The organism is Streptomyces africanus (genome assembly GCF_002150735.1).
GTDB classification, from domain to species: Bacteria; Actinomycetota; Actinomycetes; order Streptomycetales; family Streptomycetaceae; genus Streptomyces; species Streptomyces africanus.
The window spans coordinates 1-20,650 of the sequence record NZ_MUKA01000104.1; the positions used below are offsets into that span (position 1 = coordinate 1).

At 69.0% G+C, this 20,650-nt stretch carries 23 protein-coding genes; 11 read left to right on the forward strand and 12 right to left on the reverse strand.

The window, feature by feature from the left end; all coding sequences use genetic code 11:
* Window positions 1-20: 20 nt before the first annotated feature.
* Window positions 21-1,040, reverse strand: a complete 1,020-nt coding sequence (locus CCL05_RS15805; RefSeq protein ID WP_086561142.1) for a LacI family DNA-binding transcriptional regulator — start codon at window positions 1,038-1,040, stop codon at window positions 21-23.
* Between the two features lie 179 nt (window positions 1,041-1,219).
* Here CCL05_RS15805 and CCL05_RS15810 point away from each other — a divergent pair, with 179 nt between their 5' ends.
* Both CCL05_RS15810 and CCL05_RS15815 read left to right on the forward strand, forming a co-directional pair.
* Window positions 1,220-2,569: a glycoside hydrolase family protein gene (locus tag CCL05_RS15810; RefSeq protein WP_086561143.1), complete on the forward strand. Its 1,350-nt coding sequence runs from the start codon at window positions 1,220-1,222 to the stop codon at window positions 2,567-2,569.
* 60 nt (window positions 2,570-2,629) lie between these two features.
* On the forward strand, window positions 2,630-3,832 hold the full coding sequence (locus CCL05_RS15815; RefSeq protein ID WP_086561144.1) for a glycoside hydrolase family 1 protein: 1,203 nt from the start codon (window positions 2,630-2,632) through the stop codon (window positions 3,830-3,832).
* 35 nt (window positions 3,833-3,867) lie between these two features.
* On the opposite strand, the gene CCL05_RS15820 is transcribed toward CCL05_RS15815, so the two are convergent.
* Window positions 3,868-4,077, reverse strand: coding sequence for a hypothetical protein (locus CCL05_RS15820; protein ID WP_086561145.1), 210 nt, complete (start codon window positions 4,075-4,077; stop codon window positions 3,868-3,870).
* Window positions 4,078-4,444: 367 nt separating this feature from the next.
* Between CCL05_RS15820 and CCL05_RS15825 the strand changes: the two genes are divergently transcribed.
* Window positions 4,445-5,008: a PaaI family thioesterase gene (locus CCL05_RS15825; protein ID WP_244204289.1), complete on the forward strand. Its 564-nt coding sequence runs from the start codon at window positions 4,445-4,447 to the stop codon at window positions 5,006-5,008.
* The gene (locus tag CCL05_RS15830; protein WP_086561146.1) at window positions 5,005-5,673 is read left to right on the forward strand and encodes a TetR/AcrR family transcriptional regulator; all 669 of its coding nucleotides are present in this window, start codon (window positions 5,005-5,007) and stop codon (window positions 5,671-5,673) included. The genes CCL05_RS15825 and CCL05_RS15830 overlap by 4 nt, the downstream gene beginning before the upstream one ends.
* A 49-nt stretch (window positions 5,674-5,722) precedes the next feature.
* Here the strand turns inward: CCL05_RS15830 and CCL05_RS15835 are convergent, their stop codons facing one another.
* A complete protein-coding gene (locus CCL05_RS15835) occupies window positions 5,723-6,910 on the reverse strand; it encodes an MFS transporter (protein WP_244204290.1) in 1,188 nt (395 codons plus the stop codon).
* An 89-nt stretch (window positions 6,911-6,999) separates the two neighbouring features.
* Between CCL05_RS15835 and CCL05_RS15840 the strand changes: the two genes are divergently transcribed.
* Window positions 7,000-7,761, forward strand: a complete 762-nt coding sequence (locus tag CCL05_RS15840; protein ID WP_086561147.1) for a DeoR/GlpR family DNA-binding transcription regulator — start codon at window positions 7,000-7,002, stop codon at window positions 7,759-7,761.
* A 180-nt stretch (window positions 7,762-7,941) separates the two neighbouring features.
* On the opposite strand, the gene CCL05_RS15845 is transcribed toward CCL05_RS15840, so the two are convergent.
* The 3 genes from CCL05_RS15845 to CCL05_RS15855 all read right to left on the reverse strand — a co-directional run bounded on the left by CCL05_RS15845 (window position 7,942) and on the right by CCL05_RS15855 (window position 9,670).
* Complete coding sequence (locus CCL05_RS15845; RefSeq protein ID WP_086561163.1) at window positions 7,942-8,595, reverse strand: NAD(P)H-binding protein; 654 nt, start codon at window positions 8,593-8,595, stop codon at window positions 7,942-7,944.
* Window positions 8,596-8,733: 138 nt separating this feature from the next.
* Window positions 8,734-9,258: a P-loop nucleotide/nucleoside kinase family protein gene (locus CCL05_RS15850; RefSeq protein WP_086561164.1), complete on the reverse strand. Its 525-nt coding sequence runs from the start codon at window positions 9,256-9,258 to the stop codon at window positions 8,734-8,736.
* 43 nt (window positions 9,259-9,301) lie between these two features.
* Window positions 9,302-9,670 carry an excisionase gene (locus CCL05_RS15855; RefSeq protein WP_086561148.1) on the reverse strand — a complete coding sequence of 123 codons (369 nt, stop codon included), beginning with the start codon at window positions 9,668-9,670 and terminating at the stop codon, window positions 9,302-9,304.
* Between the two features lie 68 nt (window positions 9,671-9,738).
* Here CCL05_RS15855 and CCL05_RS15860 point away from each other — a divergent pair, with 68 nt between their 5' ends.
* The 5 genes from CCL05_RS15860 to CCL05_RS15880 all read left to right on the forward strand — a co-directional run bounded on the left by CCL05_RS15860 (window position 9,739) and on the right by CCL05_RS15880 (window position 14,323).
* Window positions 9,739-10,716: a Clp protease N-terminal domain-containing protein gene (locus tag CCL05_RS15860; protein ID WP_086561149.1), complete on the forward strand. Its 978-nt coding sequence runs from the start codon at window positions 9,739-9,741 to the stop codon at window positions 10,714-10,716.
* 170 nt (window positions 10,717-10,886) lie between these two features.
* On the forward strand, window positions 10,887-11,165 hold the full coding sequence (locus tag CCL05_RS15865) for a polyprenyl synthetase (RefSeq protein WP_086561150.1): 279 nt from the start codon (window positions 10,887-10,889) through the stop codon (window positions 11,163-11,165).
* Window positions 11,155-12,210, forward strand: coding sequence for a polyprenyl synthetase family protein (locus tag CCL05_RS15870; RefSeq protein WP_086561151.1), 1,056 nt, complete (start codon window positions 11,155-11,157; stop codon window positions 12,208-12,210). The genes CCL05_RS15865 and CCL05_RS15870 overlap by 11 nt, the downstream gene beginning before the upstream one ends.
* 102 nt (window positions 12,211-12,312) lie before the next feature.
* The gene (locus CCL05_RS15875) at window positions 12,313-13,482 is read left to right on the forward strand and encodes an oxygenase MpaB family protein (protein ID WP_086561152.1); all 1,170 of its coding nucleotides are present in this window, start codon (window positions 12,313-12,315) and stop codon (window positions 13,480-13,482) included.
* Between the two features lie 121 nt (window positions 13,483-13,603).
* Window positions 13,604-14,323 carry a transporter substrate-binding domain-containing protein gene (locus CCL05_RS15880; RefSeq protein WP_086561153.1) on the forward strand — a complete coding sequence of 240 codons (720 nt, stop codon included), beginning with the start codon at window positions 13,604-13,606 and terminating at the stop codon, window positions 14,321-14,323.
* A 26-nt stretch (window positions 14,324-14,349) separates the two neighbouring features.
* Here the strand turns inward: CCL05_RS15880 and CCL05_RS15885 are convergent, their stop codons facing one another.
* Genes CCL05_RS15885 through CCL05_RS15895 form a run of 3 tightly spaced genes read right to left on the reverse strand, consistent with a single transcriptional unit; the run spans window position 14,350 to window position 16,706 of the window.
* The gene (locus tag CCL05_RS15885; protein ID WP_086561154.1) at window positions 14,350-15,330 is read right to left on the reverse strand and encodes an aldo/keto reductase; all 981 of its coding nucleotides are present in this window, start codon (window positions 15,328-15,330) and stop codon (window positions 14,350-14,352) included.
* 37 nt (window positions 15,331-15,367) lie between these two features.
* Window positions 15,368-15,850 (reverse strand): nitroreductase family deazaflavin-dependent oxidoreductase, encoded by a 483-nt coding sequence (locus CCL05_RS15890; protein WP_086561155.1) that lies wholly within the window; start codon window positions 15,848-15,850, stop codon window positions 15,368-15,370.
* Window positions 15,851-15,860: 10 nt separating this feature from the next.
* Window positions 15,861-16,706, reverse strand: a complete 846-nt coding sequence (locus CCL05_RS15895) for an SDR family oxidoreductase (RefSeq protein WP_086561156.1) — start codon at window positions 16,704-16,706, stop codon at window positions 15,861-15,863.
* Between the two features lie 171 nt (window positions 16,707-16,877).
* Here CCL05_RS15895 and CCL05_RS15900 point away from each other — a divergent pair, with 171 nt between their 5' ends.
* Window positions 16,878-17,837, forward strand: coding sequence for a helix-turn-helix domain-containing protein (locus tag CCL05_RS15900; protein ID WP_086561157.1), 960 nt, complete (start codon window positions 16,878-16,880; stop codon window positions 17,835-17,837).
* 23 nt (window positions 17,838-17,860) lie between these two features.
* On the opposite strand, the gene CCL05_RS15905 is transcribed toward CCL05_RS15900, so the two are convergent.
* From CCL05_RS15905 to CCL05_RS15915, 3 genes are all read right to left on the reverse strand, one after another.
* Window positions 17,861-18,424 (reverse strand): snapalysin family zinc-dependent metalloprotease, encoded by a 564-nt coding sequence (locus CCL05_RS15905; RefSeq protein ID WP_086561158.1) that lies wholly within the window; start codon window positions 18,422-18,424, stop codon window positions 17,861-17,863.
* 145 nt (window positions 18,425-18,569) lie between these two features.
* Window positions 18,570-19,238 carry a hypothetical protein gene (locus tag CCL05_RS15910; protein ID WP_086561159.1) on the reverse strand — a complete coding sequence of 223 codons (669 nt, stop codon included), beginning with the start codon at window positions 19,236-19,238 and terminating at the stop codon, window positions 18,570-18,572.
* A gap of 206 nt (window positions 19,239-19,444) precedes the next feature.
* Entirely contained in the window at window positions 19,445-20,650 is a 1,206-nt protein-coding gene (locus CCL05_RS15915; protein WP_086561160.1) for a glycoside hydrolase family 64 protein, read from the reverse strand.

The following is a 20,650-nucleotide window of genomic DNA, read 5'->3' on the forward strand; positions in this document are numbered from 1 at the left end:
GGCGTGGGGCTCCGGGACGGTTACTGCGGTCCGCGCGGCTGTGGTGGTGCGGTGGTGTCGCGCAGGATCAGGCGGGTGGGTACCTGGACATGCCCGGGTGAGGCGGCGTCCGGCTCCTCCAACTGCCGCAGCAACAGCCGGGCGGCTTCCGTACCCTGGCCCGCGACCGGCTGGGCGATGGTGGTCAGCCCGAGCACCTCGGCAAGTTCGTGGCCGTCGAGGCCGATGACGGACATGTCGTCCGGCGCCTTCAACCGGTGCAGCCGCAGGGCGCGGAGGGCACCCATGGCCATCTCGTCGGACTGGGCGAACACCGCCGTCGGCGGGCGGGGAGCGGCCAGCAGTTCGGTCATGGCGCGCTCGCCGCCCTCGACCGTGTAGCCGCCGTCCGTCTCCAGGGCCGGATCGTGCGGTATCCCGGCGTCCGCCAGGACGTCCAGGTAGCCCTGGCGTCGCTCGACCGGAGTGGTCCAGTGCAAGGGTCCGCTGGTTCCGCCGATCATGCCGATCCTGCGGTGGCCGAGGTTCACCAGATGCCGCACGGCGCTCTGCGCGGCGGCTCGATCGTCGATGCCCACGACCGTGAAGCCGGGTCTGGGCGCGGTCCAGAAGGTGGCGAGCGGCACCCTGAGCGACCTCAGCGCGTCGGCCTCGTCCTCGTCGTGGACCAGCAGCGAGAGCACCGCGTCCACGCGTTTGCGTACCGGCATCTTGGTGAAGAAGCGTTTGCGTGCCTCAGGGGAGCCGAGGTTGTACAGCAGGACGTCGTACCCGGCCGCACCGAACTCGTTCTCAGCCGCATCCAGCACCGTGCCGAAGAACCAGCGGCCCACGAACGGGGCGACGACGCCGATGGTGAGCGTGCGACCGCTGGCCAAGCTGGACGCCGAACGCGACGCGGTGTAGCCGAGCGAGGCGGCTGCGGCCGCGATCTGCTCCCGTACCTCGTCCGACACCCCCGGTCGGCCGCGCAGCGCGCGGGACACGGTGGACGCCGAGACCCCGACAGCACGGGCGACGTCGGTGATGCTGGCCGTCACAGTAGGTCCCTCCGATCCGGTTCACATCGGTGTGATCCGCGGGTGACCAGACCGTAGACCCACACCTTTGGTTGCGCAAGCGTTTGCGTTCATATTTACTTGCACCGCTTTCCCATCAGCGCAGAAGTGACAGCGATTCAGCGCACGCGTTTGTCTACCGAGAGCCCCAGGAGTCATCCATGCGTTACGCCCCGCCCGGCCTCTGTGTGAACGACTTCGCCCTGCTGAGCCACGCGGACGGCACGCACACGGTGCTGCACCTGCAAGGTCCGTGGACAGCGCGGTTCGACCACCTGTGGATGGAGACTTCCTACGGCCGGGCCACCTCCACCGACCTGGTGCACTGGCAGCCGCAGGGCACCGCCTTCGGCACCGGCCTGCCCGGCCGCTTCGACCAGCAGGCCGTGTGGACGATGCACCCCTTTCCCCACGGTGACGGGCTCGCCATGTTCTACACCGGTGTCCGCGGACTCACGCCCGGAGGCTGGCCGCTCCAGGCCGTGGGGCTCGCCTACTCCGACCGCCTCGACGGCACCGGATGGCGCCGCCACGCCACGGGGCCGGTCGTCGAGGCCGACCCACGCTGGTACCGCACCACGGAACGCATGGGCTGGCGCGACCCCTTCGTCGTACCCGACGACGAGTCAGACGGCTGGATCATGGTCGTCTGCGCCAGCGACGCCTCGCTGCCGGTCGAGGTCAGCGGATGTGTCGCCCTCGCCACCTCGGACGACCTGGAACACTGGACCGTCCACCCGCCGCTCATCTCCCCCGGCGACGTCAACGAACTGGAGTGCCCGGTCCTCGAACGTCTCGACGACGGGACCTGGCTGCTGCTCGGCTCCATCGGCTCCGCGCAGGGCTTTGAGGCATGGACCGCCCCACGCCTGCGTGGGCCTTGGACCCGCCGCGGCCCCCTCGGGCCGTCCGGCGCCTACGCCCCCCGCGTCACGACCGCGCCTGACGGCTCTCGGGTGGTCCTGCACACGACCCCCCGCCGCGTCGGCCTCACCGACGCCGGCACGAGCTGCCGCGGCATGCTCGCCCAGCCGAAACTCCTCGTCACACCCCCGGATGCGGCACCCCGCCTCGAATGGTGGCCCGGCCTGGACACCTGGCTCGATGAGAAGACGGACCACCCGACCCTGCACGCGGTCGGCGACATCGCCGTGTCCGGGCCCGTCGAGGTCACCCTGCGTACCGATGTCCCGGGCAGCGGTCGCGCCACCCTTGCCGTCGGCTGCGACGGCAAGCACCTCTGGGTCACCGGCCCGGACGGCTCCCGGCTCGCCGAAACCCTCCTGCCCAGCTCCGCGGCCGTGCTGCGCATCCTCACCATCGGCGAATACGTCGAGGTCTACGCTGACGGCGTGTTCGCCCTGACCACCTTGTGCTACGCCGGTCGCCCCGCCCCGTGGACGGCCGTCACGGAGGGACGCGAACACACCGTCTCCGTCCGCCCGATCCGGCTGCCCGACCCCCACCGCGACGACGCCTCGGCCATCTGGCCCGGCCCCTCGGCTCCCTGACACGCGGGCCCACGCGCAACCGCTGACCGACACCCGGCACGACCCAGGAAAGGCCCAGCCATGAACGTCACCGCCGACGGTCTCCGCTTCCCCGACGGTTTCCTGTGGGGCGCGTCCACCGCCGCCCACCAGATCGAGGGCAACAACGTCAACAGCGACTGGTGGCACATGGAACACAACGGCGGGTCCATCGCCGAGCCGAGCGGCGACGCGGCCGACAGCTACCACCGGTGGCGCGAGGACATGGACCTGCTGGCCGAACTCGGCTTCACCGACTATCGCTTCAGCATCGAATGGGCCCGCATCGAACCCGCACCCGGACACTTCTCCCGGGCCGAGATCGCCCACTACCGCCGCATGGTCGACGGCGCGATCGAACGCGGCCTGCGACCGATGGTCACGCTGCACCACTTCACTGTCCCGCGCTGGTTCGCCGAACGTGGAGGCTGGACCGCGGACGGCGCCGCCGGCCTCTTCGAGCGGTACGTGCAGGCGACCGCGCCGATCATCGGCACCGGCGTACGGCACGTGTGCACCATCAACGAACCCAACATGGTCGCGGTCGCCGGCGCCGTCCGCGAACTGGGCGCCGAAGCACCTCCCAAGGTGGGACTCGTGCTGCCCGACAAGGCCACCACCGACGCCCTGATCCAGGCCCACCACCGTGCGACGGCCGCCGTCAAGGCGATCTCCGCCGGCATCCAGGTCGGCTGGTCGATCGCCAACCAGGTCTACCAGGCCCTGCCCGGCGCCGAAGCCGCCACCGCCGCCTACAGCCACCCCCGCGAAGACGTCTTCATCGAAGTCGCCCGTGACGACGACTGGATCGGCGTCCAGTCCTACACTCGCACCAGGATCACCACCGACGGCCCCGTCCCCGCCCCCGACGACGCCGAACGCACCCTCACCGGCTGGGAGTACTACCCCCGAGCGGTCGGCCACGCCCTGCGCCACACCGCCGAGATCGTCGGCGACGTCCCTCTGATCGTCACCGAGAACGGCATCGCCACCGGCGACGACACACGCCGCATCGCCTACACCACCGGGGCGCTCCAGGAAGTCTCCGCCGCCCTGGAGGACGGCCTCGACGTACGTGGCTACCTCCACTGGAGCGCCCTCGACAACTACGAATGGGGCTCCTACACACCCACCTTCGGCCTCATCTCCGTCGATCCCGACACCTTCGAACGCACCCCCAAGCCCTCCGCGGCCTGGCTCGGCGGACTGGCCCGGACCGGCATACTTCCCCGAGCCGCCTCCTGAAGGTCCCGGCTCGAACTGGCCGTGGGTCCGGCCTCTCAAGGGCTTTTGGCGGGCGGGACGCGGATCGTGTCGGCCTGTCCGGACCGGCTGGGCGTCCCGGAACCGAGAAGAGCCACGATTCTCCGGGCGCCGTACGACGAAGACGTCAGCCGGGCCCCCGAACCGTCGCGGAAGGAGACCTTGAAGTCGGACTCGGCCACGCTGAACGGCTTGATCTCCGCGTCGGCGATGTCCTTCCGGGGCACCGACCACTGGACAGCCTCGGATCCCGGGACCTTCTCGCCACCGCCCCATGAAAGAACCGACTGCCACGCGCCGTGTCCTCGTACGACAGGATGCGCACCAGCCCATGGGAAGTTGATTTTGCCCCAACGGCAAGCGTCCGCTGAGGGCTCCCCCGGACAACCGCCATGCTGTCCGGGACAGGCCGGAACGCGCAGGTCCGAGGGGTGCCGGTGTCACCGGTGCTCCGCGGTCAGGCCTGTTGAGCATGACCACTCCTGTTGTCGACAGCCCCTCATGTCCCGGAGGGAGTTGTCCGGGAGGGAGACGAGGGGGTCCGGACCCGACCCCGTGAGCGGGTGGGATGAACGGTGACGAGTCTGGGATGGAGTGAGCACTCATTCCGAACGCGTTCCGAACACCGGGGCCTGGTGGGAGTCCGCTGTCCGGACGACCATCGAGACCACGTGCTCATTGACGGCATGGGTTAACGACGTTAAGTTAACGTCGTTAACCATCAGCTTCGATCGGAGTAGCCGGGTGCTCACACTTGATGCCGAAGAGGTCTACGCGCTCGCCCCGTACGCCAAGACGCTCGGAGTCGTGTTCGACGAGATCTCGGCAGTCAGCGTTCGCGCCACGCTGGCGCACGATCTCTCTCTGTCCACGGTGGGCGGTGGTCTGCACGGAGGAGCGTTGATGGGACTCGCCGACGTCTGCGCTGCCGTGTGCGCCGCTCTCAACGGGCCAACCGGCGCGGCACCGGCCACCGTGGAGTCGTCCACGCACTTCCTTCGTCCGGCACACACAGACGTCGTCGCCACAGCCGGCCCCTTGCGTGTGGGGCGCAACACTGTCGTCGAGGTCAACATTCATGACGCCGGCGGTGAACTGTGCGCCCGGGTGACCCAGGTGGTCACCGCCGTCAGGCCAAAGGCTGGATCACAGCCGTGACCGGCTCCCGAGTTCGCGCCAGGAAGGGCCAAGGCGGTTTGCTCCGGGACCAGTTTCTCGACATCGCCGATCAGCTTCTGGAAGACGGTGGCGCCGAGGCTCTCACGATTCGTGCGGTAGCGGCACGGGCGGGAGTCAGTCCCCCAGCCGTCTACCTCCACTTCGCCTCGAAGACGGAGCTCGTCCATGCGACGTGCCTGCGCGTATGGAGATCACTGTTCAGCGAGTTGGAAGTGGTTTCCCGGGACGTCCCCGATCCGGTGACGGCGCTCTACGAAACCTGCGTCGCCTATATCTCATTTGGACTTCGCCATCCGTCCCCATACAGACTGGTGATGGCCGGCACGGCCACAGAAGCCAGCCGTCAGAACGAAGATGCGTGCTTTCGCTATTTTCGCGAGAAGGTGGCTGCCTGCCTGGATGCCGGAGTACCGGTTGAGAACAAGACCGAAACCACCAGATTGCTGTGTGCCGGCGTACACGGGGCAGTTTCTCTGCTCATTCACCAAGAACGTGACGCATGGCCGCCGGATGTCGCCGGCTACGTGAGACGAGCAGCCTCCTCAGCCGTCTACGGTGCCCTTCTCACCGCATCTCACGCAACCAGCCCCTCATTGGCTGCCTTGAACCAGTACGTCGCAAGCGCGCCGCAGACGCAGGCGTGATCCCTGCCCCCTTCGGCTTCCACGGCACCATCGAGCAGGACGCGGCTCGTCAGGAGGAAAGCTCGACCGTGCGCGGCCGGTCTGGAGAGGGGCGCAGGATGCCGGCCGCCGCGGCGGCGGTCGCGCAGAACAGGGTGAGCAGCAGGAACGTGTGATCGAGCGCCATGAAATGGGTCATCCAGCCGATGACGGCGGGGCCTGCGAGCATGCCGATGTAGCCGAGTCCGGCGACCCGGGAGACGTTGGTGCCCGCGGCTGCGGGGTCGGCGTGTCCGGCGGCGCTGAACAGTTGCGGGATACAGCCGGACAGGCCCAGGCCGAACAGCGCCCAGCCGGTCAGCGCGGCCCAGATCCAGGGTGAGAGGGCCACGGCCGTGATGCCGACGGCGGCCAGAGCCGCGCCGTACCGAAGGACGGCGACCGGTCCGATGCGCGCGGACATCCGGTCCGCCAGGAGCCTGCCGATGGTCATGGTGGCCGCGTAGGTCCCATAGGCGAAGGCGGCGGTGCTCTCCGGCGCGTCCAGGACGGACTTGAGATGGAGGACGCTCCAGTCGTTGGCGGCTCCCTCGCACAGCATGACCAGCAGAGCCAGGACGGCCAGGAGCCGGATCCGGGCGGGAACGGGCCGCTTCTTCACGTCAGGGTCACCCTCGGCATCGGCTGCGGGGGCGGTCGACACGGTGGGCAGGAGGCCACGAGCCGACACCAGGGCGATGACGACGCCGACGCCTGCGGCGGTGCCCAGTGTCGTGGCCAGGCCCAAGCCGATGTCGATGGCGGCGGCACCGGCGAGCGCGGCCAGGACACCACCGACGGAGAACGTGGCGTGGAAGGCCGACATGACAGGCCGCTCGTACGCCTTCTCCACCTGCACGGCATGCGCGTTCATGCTGACGTCGAGGGTGCCGTTTCCGAACCCGAAGAGCAGGAGCGCCGCTCCGAGGGTCCAGGGTTCTCGGGCGAGACCAGGCAGTATCAGGGTCGCGCTGCACAGCACTCCGGCCAGGGGAACGACGGTGCGTGTGCCGAGCCGGTCGGACAGACGCCCGCCGACCTGCATGCCGGCGAAGGCCCCCGCTCCCAACAGCACGAGGAACCCGCCCAGGGCCGCGTGGCTGATGCCCACGCGTTCCTCGATGGCCGGGATCTGCACCACCCACATGCCCAGCAATGTGCCATTGAGTACGAAATATACAAACGTCACGACGCGGGATGCCCGCAGCACTCTTTCCATGCCGGACACCATAACGAACAACAACTCCGTTCGAAACCTAGGCTTCCGCACAGCTTCACTGTTCGGTCCGGGTGGTGTTGAATCACGGTATGAGCACCAGTGAGCGTCACCGACTCATCGCCCAGGCCGTCCAGGAGGCAGGAACGGCCACAGTCACCGAACTCGCCGACCTGACAGGTGCCTCGGAGATGACCATCCGTCGCGATCTGGACCAGCTGGCATCGCAAGGCGTCCTCGAACGGTTCCGCGGTGGCGCACGGACCCTGCTCCTGCGAGGGGACGAACCTCCCTTCGCGCTGCGCGCCCACGAAGCCACGGACGCCAAGCGCCGGATCGCGGCGGAGGTGGCCTCCCTCATCACCGACGGCGAAACCGTCCTGCTCGACAGCGGGACGACCTGTCTGGAAGTGGCACGCCTGCTGCACGGACGACAGGTCACGGTCATGCCCTTGTCACTGCAGGCGATCCACATCCTCAGTGACGCCCCTGAACCGACCTCGCTCCTGGTCCCCGGAGGCCGGCCCCGCGCGGGCGAGGGAGCTCTCACCGGGCCCCTCGCCCTCGCCTCCCTCGCGGCGCTGCGTTTCGACACCGCCGTCCTGGGCTGCTGCGGCTTGACCGCCGGGGACGGCATGACCGCCTACGACCTCGACGAAGCAGCGGTGAAGAAGGCGGTCATCGCCTCGGCGCGCCGCATCATCGCCGCCGCCGACGGCAGCAAACTCGGCCGCACCACCCACGCCTATGTCGGCCCCTCCACGCTGGTGCACATCCTCGTCACCGACACGACCGCACCCGCCGGCGAAACCACCGCGCTCGAAGACAACGGCACCACGCTCAAGATCGTCTGAGCTCGGTTGCCGGGGATGCGATGCGGGTGACCGCCAGGATGTTGTCCGGAGCGTGCTGCTGCCGCGGGCTCCGGGCCGCTGGGTCGGAATCGATGCCGGTGCATTCCGTGTCGGCAGCGGCCATTCCGACCCCGTACCCGCCGGCTCCCCCGCTGGCCTATTCGCCCAGTCCCAGTCAGGTCAAGAGCGGACGTTCGCTCGGACCGCTTCTTCGATGGGTGTCGACCCTGTGTTGAGTTCGAGGATCTGCCGGCCGATCCGGGGCTCGTGGAGCAGTTCAGCGAGGGTGGCGGCGACGTCGTCGCGAGTGATCTCACCGTGGAGCTCTGCCGGCCCGAGCGATACGGTGCCGGTTCCCGGGCCGTCGAGAAGGAGTGACGGACGGAGGATCAGCCAATTCAGATCGCTGCGGCTGAGCGCGACGTCCGCGGCCTTCTTCACGGCGAAGTAGTACTCGACGTCCTCGCCGAGGTCGCGTTCCCGCCATGATTCCGGGAGCACCGATACCAGCGCAAAGCGCTCCACGCCGCCGATGCGTGCCGCTTCGATCGCTTTGACGACCCCATCGCCGTCGATCGCCGTCGTGACCTCCCTGCTGCCGCCATTCGATCCGGCGCTGAAGACGATCACGTCGACGTCACCGAATGCTGCCGCCAGTTGTTCCACCGTCATGCCGGAGAGATCACCGACTCGTGCGTTCACGCCTCTCGTTGCGAGTTCAGCCTGCTGTTCGTCCCGGCGAACGAGCCCGTGCACGGCGTCTCCCCGAGTACGCAGCTTCTGCGCAAGCAGACCACCGATACCGCCGGTGATGCCGATGATGAAGACGTCCACGCCGGACACTCCGTTCTCTCGGAAGTGACTCCTGGCTCCGTCGTCAGACCGGTGCCTGAATGATCAACGACCCCCGTCCGCGCGGGTATTCCGGGTATGCGGAGGCCCTCAGCTTGTTCTTCAAGGTTGGCCGGACAGTCACACAAGCGATGGCCACCGATCGGCGGCCCACTCCAGCCAGCCTGACCACCCAGGAGGCGGACCTCCTACCTCATGTCCATCGAGTTCCGTGGCGTCGGGCTCCTCGAACAACGTCCTCCAGTGCAAGAGCTCCGTCTCGCTCATCACGAAGGTCTGATCAGGGGTGGTCGACTGGCGATGGGCGATCCGAGCGCGTTGGGTCTCATGGTCCACCGGCATGTACACGAGTTGACAGGACGCGCCCACAGACATCACCAACCAGCGGATCGCGGACCTCTCGTCACGAGACCAGCATCCGAAATCCAAGACCACGTTCGTTCCCAGCTTCAGCGCCTCCAGCCCCAGCCAGAGCAGCCGTCCTTCCAGCACATGGCGCTTCCCGGCCGGCTGCGGATCACCGAACAGCGGGAGCATCCACTCATCAGGCGTCAGCCGCAGCGCGTTGTGCTCCTTGGCCAGCTGTCGAGCTCTCGTGGTCTTTCCGGCCCCGGGAAGACCGACCGTCAGGAACAACGCCGTCACGCCCAGATCCGACTTTGAAAGCGGCTGCCGCATTCACGGCCGCTCACGCCGGTGACTTCCGCTCCAACGCGGCCAGCCGCAGTTCGAGTTGGTCAACCCGGTGCCGTAGCAGGGTGACCTGGGCTTCCAGGCTGACTTCGCGTTCCGCCCTGCGTTGAATGCGCGGTGACGCGGCGGCGCGCTCGATCACCGCGTCCAGCTGGACCAGGCGCTGCGGCCCGTTCGGGCCGTCCACCAGCCGGGACTGGATCTCGCCGTTGCGGTACCAGGACCGCAGAGCCGAGCGGGAGACCCCGGTTTCGGCTTCCGCCCTGGCGAGCGTGACCCAGGGCGTCTCGTCCAGCTGCTCGAACAACTCCAGCTCGTTCTGCCAGCGCGCGAGCCGGTCCTCCCAGTCCGACGGTGTCTCCATCACACCCTCCCTTCGCCACGGTAACCCTGTCAATGACAGTGTATTGACAGGGTTGGGACCATGGAACCATGACTTTTGAGAGGTTCACGGTGAAAGCCCGTCGCGTGGTCGTCACGGCCCAGGAGCAGGCGAGGCTGCTCAGGCACCACCACATCGGCACGGAGCACCTCCTGCTGGGGCTGCTCGACGTGCCGGACAGCACTGCGGCGAAGGTTCTGCACGAGCTCGGGTACGACAAGGAGACGGCGCAGGCCGATATCGCCGCGGTGGTCAAGCCCGGTACGGAGGAGCTGAGCGGCCACATCCCGTTCGCGCCGCGCGCGAAGAAGACGCTGGAACTCGCCCTGCGCGAGGCGCAGCAGCTGCACCACAACTCCATCGGTACGGAACACATCCTGCTCGCCCTGGTCAGGGAAGGTGAGGGCGTCGGCGCGCAGGTGCTCGCCGAGCGGATCAATCCGATCAGCAAGATCCGCGCCGCGGTGCTGGCCTCGTCGGACGGATCGCGGGACGCCGCGGCCGGCCCCTGGCCGGCCGGCACCCCTGCCACCGAGGACACCGTGTCCGCCGCCAGCGCGCTGGCCGGTGGCGCACCGGTCGGCAGCCATCACCTGCTCGAGGCGATGCTGCGGGCCGAGAACAGCATGGCGGCCAGGGTGCTGCGCGAACTCGGGGTCGACCCGGACGCGGTCGCCGCCAAGATCGACGAACTGGATCCGGAGACGACCACGGACGCGAATCCGGAGGAAGCCGCCGCCCGCAGGATGGAGATCAGGCTGGTCGACGATGAGGTGCACGTGATCCTTCGGGACCCGGCAACGGTCGCGATCGCCAAGAAGGTCACCGAGCTGTCCGACGGCCCGATCCACGGCGTAGGTCCGGTCGCCGGCCTGTTCGTCCCGCTCTGGCGGTCGACCAACCAACTGCTGCTGCGGATCCAGCGGATGCTGGAACCGGAATCCGAAGAAGAAGAGGAGGACGGATCCGCCGCGAGCAAGGTGGCCAAGGTCGTGCGCACGGTCCTCGCGCCCCGGCTCCGTCGGTGAACCGCCCCCTGACCAGGGGGCCGGACTCTGCCGGCGGGACGGGCGAACAGTCGAGCGATGTGATCACTCGATCGTGAGTTCTTGTGCTCTCGCGCCCGGTCTGGCCAATGCTCGGAAGAACGGCGCGTGACCGGCGCCGCCCGGATGTTGTGTGAGCGGGGGGGAACAGCATGACGCGAGAAGCGGGACGGCGCGACGGCCTGGACGCGCAGGCGGTGCTGCTGGTGGCCGGGCTGGCCGATCTGACGGTGAGTACGGTGGGTTCGGCCGTGGGGACGCTGCGGGGGCTGCTGCGCCGTTCGGATACCGCGGAGTTGGCGGCGCAGGCCGAGAGCGAGCTGATGGCCCGTGGGCGCCTGGCGCTGGACCGGTACGCGTCCGCACCTCCGGCCCACCTGGAGATCCTCGCCCGGCACGCGCAGGTCCGGAGGGCCGCCGATGGCATCTGACCGGTGGGAGCCGGCCGCTTTCAAGTCCCGCGTCGACGAGGTACTGCACCGGTTCACCGCCCGGGAGGCCGACCAGTTCGCCGCGGTCGATCCGCTCCTGGCCCCGGTGGCCGAGCAGTTGGAGGCGGCGGTCGCGGACGGCAAACGGCTGCGAGCGGCGTTCTGCTACTGGGGCTGGCGCGCCGTGGGACAGCCGGACAGCGACGCGCTGGTGCGAGCCGCGGCGTCCATGGAGCTGGTGCACGCCGCTGCGGTCGTGCACGACGATCTCATCGACGACAGCCCGCTGCGGCACGGTCGCCCCACCGCGCACATCGCCCTGCGCGGTGCCGTGCGGCGGCGACCACGCGCCGACGCCGCCGCGAGGTCGCTGGCGATGCTGGTCGGAGACCTGCTCATGGCGCTGGCCGGGCAGTTGTTCACCACCAGCGGTCTGCCCGCCGCCTACCTCGCCCGGGCCCGCCCCTTGTGGTCGGTGATGGCACGCGAGCTGATCGCGGGAGAGTGCCTGGAGATCCTGCGCACCGGAGCCGGTCCGGACACCACCGCGTCACTGAAGGTGATCCGCTACAAGACCGCCAAGTACACCGTCGAGCAGCCCCTGCTGATCGGCGGCGCTCTGGCCGGGGCGGGCGCGCAGTTGCGCGAGGGCTACTCCGCGTACGGGCTGCCGCTGGGAGAGGCGTTCCAGCTGCGGGACGATCTGCTCGGCCTGTTCGGAGATCCGGAACGCACCGGCAAGGCCAACACCGACGACGTGCGCGGCCACCGGCCCACGGCCCTGCTGGCGGAGACCTGGCGTCTTGCCGATCACGAAGACCGCGAACGGCTGCGTGTCCTGCTGGGCCGCCGCCGCGCGGATACGGATGCCCTGGACACGGTGCGCGAGATGATGCGCCGACTGAAGGCACCCGATCGCATCGAGGCCATGATCGGCGCACGCGTCCATGAGGCACTCGGCGCTCTCCACGACATGGACGTACCGGCGCACGCCTGCAGCGCTCTGACCGCACTGGCGCAGTCGGCAGCGGACCGCCTGTCCTGAACTTCCGCACCCCCGGCTTTCACAGCCAACCGCCATGTCCGGCCGCCGGCCCGGCCGTCGCTGTCGGCCGCCGCCGGTCCCGAAGGGACAAGGAGCCCCGCCGTGACCTACACCGAGTCATCCATGGACGCCCTGCGGCACGTCGGCGACGAACTCGCCGACACCACCGTCGCCGCACTCTTCGAGCGCGGCCAGGTAGGCGCGTTCAACACGCTGATGCGCTACGTCTCCACCGCCGGCGCCCCCCTGCCCGACGGGCTGCCCGATGTCGCCCGGGAGTACCTGGAAGCCACCCGCGTCCCGCCGGACTGGGTGGACTGGGCCGAGATGGAGAAGGCCCGGCTGTTCTTCATCGACAACAACGTCCACATCTCCACCGCGCTGTCCTTCGCCTCCATGCCCGCCTGCTACGTCGTCCCCCATGTGGCGAAGCTGTTGTCGGCCACGCACGGGATGGACTACCCCTCCAAACGGATGGCGGAGACAGGTCAGTTCACCGTCTACCTGATGCAGCCCGACGCCTTCGAGGCCGGCGGCCGCTTCCTCCCGGCCGCGCAGAAGGTGCGCCTTCTGCACGCCTCCATCCGCCACCATCTCCAGCGGGAGAACCGGTGGGACACCACCGCGCTGGGAACGCCGATCTGCCAGGAGGACATGATCGGCGGGCAGATGTTCTTCTCCCTGCTCGTCCTGGACAGCCTGCACCGCCTCGGCATCCACATGTCCGAGGAAGGCGCCGAAGCGTACTACTACGCCTGGCGCGTCGTCGGCGCCATGCTCGGCGTCGACCAGGACGCCGTCCCCAAGACTCTCGCGGAGGCCCGCGGCTTTCTCGACCTGTACATGGTCCGGCACATGGGGCCCTCCGAGGAGGGCGCGCGCCTGACCCGGCAGCTCATCGACCTCTACGAGGAGGTCGTGCCCGGCACCTTCTTCGACCCGATCGTCTCCGCCCTCATCCGCCACCTCATCGGCACCACCTGCGCCGACTGGCTCCACGTGCCGCAGACCCCGTGGGACACCGTCGTCAAGGCCGTACCTCACCTCCTCGGCGTCCTCGAAACCATCGAGGACCGCTCACCTCTCGGCGCCTGGGCCCTGGACCGCCTCGGCCACCTGACGACCGTCTTCGAGCTGTCCTCCCTGACCCGCGGACGCGTCATGCACTACGCCATCCCCGACCGGCTCAAGAAGGACTACGGCATCTCCACCACGGTGCCGCGCACCCGCCGATGGAACCCACCAGCCGCAACGGTTTCGATGCCGTCATAGGACGTCACGCTCCGCCGGCCCGGCGTCGAGCGCCGAGCCGATCGTGGCGCCGCCGCCCATACCGCCGCCAACTGCCCCTGGAAACAGCCGGGATACCGGACCAGGAACCTACACTCGCGGCATGATCCTTCCCTCTCTCGCCGCCGATCTCGCGCCCACCGGTGTCCTGCGCGCCTCCATCAACCTCGGCAATCCCGTCCTCGCCCAAGGGACGCCGCAGGCACCCAGTGGCATCACCGTCGATCTCGCCCGGGAGATCGCGGCCCGGCTCGGGGTGCCCGTGGAATTCCTCTGCTTCGACGCCGCGCGCGCCTCGTTCGAGGCGATGGCCGGTGGGCGGGCCGATGTCTGCTTCCTCGCCATCGAGCCCGCCCGCGAGACGGAGGTCGCCTTCACCGCCCCGTACGTCCTCATCGAGGGCGTGTACGCCGTGCCCCAGGACTCCGACCTGCACACGCCCGAGGACGTCGACGCGCCGGGCATCCGTATCGGCGTGAAGGCCGGATCCGCCTACGACCTCTACCTCACCAGAACCCTGCGCCACGCCACAGTGGTTCGCGGCCACGAGGGTGTCGACACCTTCGCCGCGCAGCACCTGGAGGCGGGTGCGGGCATCCGGCAGCCGATGACCGTCTACGCCGAAGCGCACCCCGAAGTGCGGCTGATCGAGAAGGAGTTCATGGAGATCCGCCAAGCCGTCGGCACCACCACCACCCGGCGGCCCGAGACCATACGATTCCTCGGGGAGCTGGTCGAGGAGCTCAAGGCCGACGGCTTCGTCGCCGCGTCACTGCGCCGCGCGGGCCAGTCCGAAACCCTCGCGGCACCGGCCCTGCCGTAACACCGTCCGGCCTCGCCGACCGACGGTCAGCGGTCGATGCTGGCCATGTTCGCCTCGTCGTGGCGCTCGCCCGCGGCCGGCGTGAGGTTGTTCAGGCGGTCGAGTTGAGCGGCGCTGAGTTCGATGCCGTCGGCGGCGGTGTTCTCTTCGACGCGTGAGACTCGCCGGGTCCCGGGGATGGGGGCGATGTCGTCGCCGCGGGTCAGCAGCCACGCCAGCGCGGTCTGTGCCGGGGTGGCGCCGATCTCCGCGCCGATGGCCTGCACTTCGTCGACGATACGCAGGTTGCGCCGGAAGTTCTCGCCGGTGAACCGCGGGTTGGTCTTGCGCCAGTCGTCGTCGGCGAAGTCGTCGACGGTGCGGATCTTCCCGGTGAGCAGGCCGTGGCCGAGCGGCGAGTAGGGAACGAACCCGATACCGAGCTCGCGCAGCAGCGGGAGGATCTCGGCCTCGACGTCACGGGTCCAGAGAGAGTATTCGGTCTGCAGCGCGGCCACCGGGTGCACGGCGTGTGCACGGCGGATCGTCTCGGGCCCGGCCTCCGAGAGTCCGATGTGGCGCACCTTGCCCTCGGCGACCAGCTCGGCCAGCGCGCCGATGGTCTCTTCGATGGGCGTGTCCGGGTCGACGCGGTGCTGGTAGTAGAGGTCGATGTGGTCGGTGCCGAGGCGCATCAGTGAGCCTTCGACGGCGGTCTTCACGTTGGCGGGGCTGCTGTCGATGACGCCGGGGCCGTCACCGTGGTGGGAGACGAGACCGAACTTCGTCGCGACCACGACGTCGTCGCGACGGCCCTTGATGGCCTTGCCGACGAGTTTCTCGCTGTGGAAGGGGCCGTAGATCTCGGCGGTGTCGATGTGGGTGACCCCGAGGTCCAGGGCCCGGTGGATGGTGCGGATGGACTCGGCGTCGTCGAGCCCCTCGCCCGTGGTGTAGACGCCGGCCATGGTCATGGCTCCCAGGCCGATGCGGGAGACATCGAGCCCGCCCAGTGATACGTGCTTCATGAGGTGTTCCTTGTCGGGTCGTCAGGCGGAAACGGGGTCAGTGGTCCTGAGCCGCGGGCTCCAGGACGAGGACCGGGATGTCACGGTCCGTCTTCTTCTGGTATTCGGCGTAGTCCGGGAAGGCCTCGACGGCTCGGGCCCACCAGACGGCCTTCTCGTCCCCGGTCACCTCGCGGGCCAGCATGTCCCGGCGTACCGGGCCGTCCTGCAGCTCGACCCGGGGGTCGGCCAGCGCGTTGTGGTACCAGACCGGGTGCTTGGGGGCTCCTCCGGCGGAGGCGACCACGGCGTAGGAGCCGTCGTGCTCCACCCGAATGAGGGGAGACTTGCGGATCTTGCCGCTCTTGGCGCCCAGGGTGGTCAGGATGACGACGGGCACGTCCTCCGGTTTCTCGTCTTCTTCGCGTGTGACCAGGACACCGAGCGTCGTTCCTTCCGTGCCGCCGGAGCTTTCGTACAGCTCGACCTGGTCACGTACGAACTGCGCCGTGCTCGGCTCGTACTCGCCTTTCAGCGGCATGGTGTTCCTCTCAGGCGTGGGTGTCGTCGTAGGCGAGGCTGTCGCCCAGTTCGCGGGAGGCTTCGGCCTGGGTCAGGAGTTCCCTCGCCTTGGCCTCGACGGCCTCGATGGCGTCCGCGCCGGCGACGAAGCGCGGCAGGGGCTTGTCCTGCTGGACGATGGTGAGCAGCGCGCGGGCGAGCTTGGCGGGGTCGCCGGGCTGCCGGCCGTTCATGCTCCTCATGCCCTCGATCCTCGGGGCGGTCCGCGGCGCGTAATCGTCGATGGACAGCTCGGGCCAGATGGTGGAGCCGTCCACGAGGAGTTCGGTGCGGAAGTAGCCGGGCTCCACGACCGTGGTGTGGATGTTGTACGGCTCGACGTCGTAGCGCAGGGACTCCATCCAGCCCTCTTCCGCGAACTTGGAGGCGGCGTAGGCGGAGGTGAACTCCATGCCGACCAGCCCGGCGGTCGAGGTGATGGTGACGACGTGGCCGGCGCGCTGCGCCCGCATGCGGGGCAGGACGGCGCGGGTGACGTTCATCGGGCCGAAGAGGTTCGTCTCGAACTGCCGGCGCATCTGCGCGGGCGAGATCTCCTCGAAGTAGCCGGTGAAGAGGTTCCCGGCGTTGTTGACCAGGACGTCGATGCGGCCGAAGCGGTCGACGGCGGCCCGCGCGGCGGCCTCGGCGTCCTCAGGGCTCGTGACGTCGAGCTTGGTGACCAGCAGGTCGTCCTGCGGGCCGCCCAGGGCCTTCTCGACCTCGTCGGGGCGGCGGCCGGTGGCGACGACCCGGTGGCCGACGGCGAGGGCCTCGCGGGCGATGTCCGTACCCAGACCGCGTCCGGCACCGGTGACGAGAATGACCTTGCTCATGGGGGGGGTTCCTTTCAGGTGCCGTGGTCCGGCAGCCGTGTGTGCCGTTCACACCGCTGTGGGCGGTGCACCACCCACAGAACCGGCTGTCAGGGGAGTGTGGGAGTCCCTGATGAGGGGGTCACTGAGAGGGACCCCCTGCCCGGCGCGAGCGCTCGTAGAGTGGAGCTCATGGCAGGCAGAAAAGACCCTTCCGGCACCCATCGCGACGTCCGTGATGATTTCCGCGCAGAGATCCGGGAATTTCTCGGCACGCGACGGGCCAAGGTCACCCCCGAGCAGGCCGGGCTGCCCCCGTACGGCGGGGAGCGGCGGCGCGTCACCGGGCTGCGCCGCGAGGAGGTCGCCCTCCTGGCCGGCATCTCCAGCGAGTACTACACCCGGCTGGAGCGCGGCAACGCCACCGGCGTCTCAGAAAGCGTCATCGAAGGCATCGCGCAGGCACTACAGCTCGACGAAGCCGAACGGATCCACCTGCTCCATCTCCTGCGCGGAGCCGGCGCGACCCGTCCGCCGCGCCGCCGGCCCGCCCAGCAGCGCGTCAGGCCCGCGGTGCAGCGCGTCCTCGACTCGATGACCGGCACACCCGCCTTCGTCCTCAGCGGACGCGGGGACATCCTGGCCGACAACCACCTCGGGCGCGCCCTGTTCTCCCCCGTTTACGCCGACCCGGCACGGCCGCCCAACAACGCCCGGTTCGTCTTCCTCGACCCGCAGGCCACCGAGTTCTTCCGGGAGTGGGACAAGGTCGCGGGCGACACGGTCGCCATGCTGCGAGCCGAGGCCGGCCGCGATCTCCACGACCGCCGGCTGATGGACCTGATCGGCGAACTGTCCACCCGTAGCGAGGACTTCCGGCACCGCTGGGCCGCCCACAACGTCCGCATCCACACCACCGGCGTGAAGCTTCTCCACCATCCGGTCGTCGGCGACCTCGACCTGCCCTTCGAGACCTTCCCGCTCGGGGACGGCCCCAGCCAGTTCCTTCTCGCCTACACCGCCGAGCCCGACTCGCCCTCGCAGGACGCCCTGAACCTCCTGGCCAGCTGGGCCGCGGCCGACGACGGCATCGAGCGGTCCGCGACGACCGGCGACGGCGAGCCGGCCGACTCGGCCGACTCACCCGACTGATCGACGAGCCGGCGCCTGCCGTGTCAGTCCACGATCACCTCGGCACGCGCCGCCGGAGCCGGCCCGGCGAGTTCGCCGGCGAAGTTCCCCTCGACCTCCGTCTTCTCCGCCGCGTTCGGATACGGGTTCTTGCACGCGGTGCCCGCGCTGGAACCGGACATCAGGCTCGAGCACGGTCCGGGCTTGCGGTCGGGCAGGCCCAGGATGTGCCCGAGTTCGTGGGCGGAGATACGGATCGTGTCGTAGCCCTGGTCGACGGCCTGGCGCCCGATGTAGACGGTTCCGTTGCCCAGGGTGGTGGGCAGGGCGCGCGGCCAGCCGTTGTCCGCGAGGACCCGTATGTTCGCGCGTTGCCCGGCGGCGGCCGGCCGCAGCTCGACGGCGTCGACACTCTCGTTCCAGATCGCCGCGCCCCGGTCGACCGCGCTCTTGAACTCCGCGGAGCCGCCGGCGTCGTAGAGGAGGACACGGGCGGCCAGGGGGGCGTCCTCCGCGTCGGGGGGAGCGGCCACGGCCTGGCCACCCGTCAGGGACAAGGACAGCACCAAGGCAGCGGCCAGGCCGCCGGTGAGCGTTCGGACGTACATGATCGACCTCCTTGTGGGGAAAGGCAGTCGTGCTCATGACATTCTTCGACTCACTGCCCGGTGGGAGTGGAGGTGAATCCGCCAATCCGAGTGGCCTACGGGCCGGCCCCCGGCCGGACCGGCCGGAGGCCGGAGTGCGCTCGGTTCAGCTCCGGGTGAAGAGCTTGTCCTGGGTGGAGCCGGTGGAGCACAGCTTCTTTTCCGCGGCAGTCATCTTGCGGGACTTGACCACGACCGCGCTGTGCTTGCCGTCCGTGCCGTTCGGGGCCGGGCCGGTGACCACGTCGGGCACGAACCAGTAGTAGTGGCCCCACTTGGGGTCGTCGTAGTGGGTCTGCCACGTGCCCGTGATCTGCTGCATCACCTGGGCGCGGGAGATCCAGCCGACCTCTCCGGGCCGCACGTTCACGGTGAAGGAACTCGTCTCGGTGTGCGAGCTCTGCCATGTGTAGTTGTACGTCGCGGTCACGCTGGCCGTGATGATGCCTTCTATGCCGCCGCCCGCGGTGACCGAGCCGCCCACCGAGTGGGAGGAGCCCACCGTGTCGGCCCAGGACATCGACTGGGCGGCGGGCGAGTCGGTGCAGTTGTAGAGGAGTTCGGAGACCTGGTGCGGCTCACCGAGGTAAGCCCGGCCGACTTGCGGGGAGTTGAAGGTGCACTTGCCTTCCCCGGACGCGCAGTCGGCCATGATCTGCTCCGCGGTGGGCTGTTCCTCGGCCGCCGCGGGAACGGCCGTCGCGATCACACCGAGCGCGGTCGCCGTCAGCGCCAGCGTGCGGCTGCTGTACCGCAGTGTGCGGTTCTTCGTCATGGTTGGTGCCTCTCACCCTTGCATGGGGGGACGGTGACCACACCCCCCTGTTACAGGAGGGTGTGCAGCCACCGCCTGGTGCCCACGAGGCTCACGTAAACCGCAGTCCATCTACACCAAGGAAAAGCAAAGTTGTACTTGATTTCCAGAAATGATGAAGAGTCAACAGTGCGGTCACGGGCCGGAGTTGGGAAGCACGGCGCAGGTCAGTCGAGGGGGTCGAGGGTGAGGTAGGCCTGGCGCGGGTTGCCGTCGTGTACGAGGGACTCGTGGTGGCCCACGTCGTCGAACGCGAAGGCGTACGCCTTGCCGTCGGCCATCTGGGCGTGGATCTTGCGGGCGTAGTGGTTGGTGACGGCGTCCTTGTAGAAGGCGTCGGCGCCGGCGTCGGGCTGCTGGGGGTTGGCCAGCAGGGTGGAGCGGTTGAAGCCGGCGCACAGGGTGCGGGAGATCGGGCCGCGGACCTGGTCGTTCGGCGCGTCGAGCCTTCCGTGGCAGCCGAAGACCGAGGAGGCGTCCGGCTTCTGGAAACTGGTGACGGTGGCGCCGGCGCTGTCGGTGAAGTTCATGACGCCGCCGGAGACCCGGCCGTAGTACTTGGTGCCCGGCTGGTCGGCGAACGGGGTGACCGTCAGGGTCGAGGTGGAGTACTTCTGCCAGACGCGGTTGATGTAGTCGTCCATGACGGTGGCCGGCAGTGCGCCGGTCTCCAGGCCGTACAGCGGGGACAGGGCGCGCAGGACGGTGCCGTCGGGGCGGCTCTGGATCAGGTTGGCCCAGCCTCCTGGTTGTCCCCTGAGGGCGTTGAAGAAGCCGTTGTAGCCGCCGGGCTTGAGGCGGCCGGTGTTCACGGTGGTTCCGTCGGCTCGCTGCACTCCTACCGCGTACGGTGCGGAGAACATGTCGACCTGTGTGCTGTTGATCCACAGGCCCGCGTCGTTGAGTGTGTACTCCGACCAGTTGAACAGGATGTTCCGGTTGGGGTCGGACGGGTTCTGCACGGCGGGCTGGACCAGGCCGCCGGTGGTGAGCTTGAAGACCAGTTTCTGGCCGTACGAGAAGTACACACGGCCGGAGAACTTCGGCATGCGGATCGTGGTCGACTGGCCCGCTGCCGGGCCCGGGATCGAGGCGTCGGGGGCGGGAGTCGGTGGGTTGCCGCCCGCCGGCCAGGGGTGGAACGTGCCGCCCGCGTCGGCCCAGCCCTGCCGTCCGGTCGACAGTTCGGTGCCGAGGTTGTAGATGTACACCTGCTCGCCGCGGGCCGAGTTGTTGGTGATCTTCAGGGGGATCGTCGCCGGGACGGCGGCGTGGGCCGGTGCTCCCGCTCCGGTGGCGAGGAGGGAGCCGGTCAGGGCTGCGGCGAGGGACAGCCCGAGAGTCCTGATGCTGCGTCTGAAGGTGCGTACCAT

What these genes read in the sequence shown, in the direction of transcription:
- CCL05_RS15810 (WP_086561143.1), top strand. Translation starts at nt 1,220, where the DNA reads ATGCGTTACGCCCCGCCCGGCCTCTGTGTGAACGACTTCGCCCTGCTG.
- CCL05_RS15815 (WP_086561144.1), top strand. Translation starts at nt 2,630, where the DNA reads ATGAACGTCACCGCCGACGGTCTCCGCTTCCCCGACGGTTTCCTGTGG.
- CCL05_RS15835 (WP_244204290.1), bottom strand. Translation starts at nt 6,910, where the DNA reads ATGGAAAGAGTGCTGCGGGCATCCCGCGTCGTGACGTTTGTATATTTC.
- CCL05_RS15840 (WP_086561147.1), top strand. Translation starts at nt 7,000, where the DNA reads ATGAGCACCAGTGAGCGTCACCGACTCATCGCCCAGGCCGTCCAGGAG.
- CCL05_RS15855 (WP_086561148.1), bottom strand. Translation starts at nt 9,670, where the DNA reads ATGGAGACACCGTCGGACTGGGAGGACCGGCTCGCGCGCTGGCAGAAC.
- CCL05_RS15860 (WP_086561149.1), top strand. Translation starts at nt 9,739, where the DNA reads ATGACTTTTGAGAGGTTCACGGTGAAAGCCCGTCGCGTGGTCGTCACG.
- CCL05_RS15865 (WP_086561150.1), top strand. Translation starts at nt 10,887, where the DNA reads ATGACGCGAGAAGCGGGACGGCGCGACGGCCTGGACGCGCAGGCGGTG.
- CCL05_RS15870 (WP_086561151.1), top strand. Translation starts at nt 11,155, where the DNA reads ATGGCATCTGACCGGTGGGAGCCGGCCGCTTTCAAGTCCCGCGTCGAC.
- CCL05_RS15880 (WP_086561153.1), top strand. Translation starts at nt 13,604, where the DNA reads ATGATCCTTCCCTCTCTCGCCGCCGATCTCGCGCCCACCGGTGTCCTG.
- CCL05_RS15885 (WP_086561154.1), bottom strand. Translation starts at nt 15,330, where the DNA reads ATGAAGCACGTATCACTGGGCGGGCTCGATGTCTCCCGCATCGGCCTG.
- CCL05_RS15890 (WP_086561155.1), bottom strand. Translation starts at nt 15,850, where the DNA reads ATGCCGCTGAAAGGCGAGTACGAGCCGAGCACGGCGCAGTTCGTACGT.
- CCL05_RS15895 (WP_086561156.1), bottom strand. Translation starts at nt 16,706, where the DNA reads ATGAGCAAGGTCATTCTCGTCACCGGTGCCGGACGCGGTCTGGGTACG.
- CCL05_RS15900 (WP_086561157.1), top strand. Translation starts at nt 16,878, where the DNA reads ATGGCAGGCAGAAAAGACCCTTCCGGCACCCATCGCGACGTCCGTGAT.
- CCL05_RS15905 (WP_086561158.1), bottom strand. Translation starts at nt 18,424, where the DNA reads ATGTACGTCCGAACGCTCACCGGCGGCCTGGCCGCTGCCTTGGTGCTG.
- CCL05_RS15910 (WP_086561159.1), bottom strand. Translation starts at nt 19,238, where the DNA reads ATGACGAAGAACCGCACACTGCGGTACAGCAGCCGCACGCTGGCGCTG.
- CCL05_RS15915 (WP_086561160.1), bottom strand. Translation starts at nt 20,650, where the DNA reads ATGGTACGCACCTTCAGACGCAGCATCAGGACTCTCGGGCTGTCCCTC.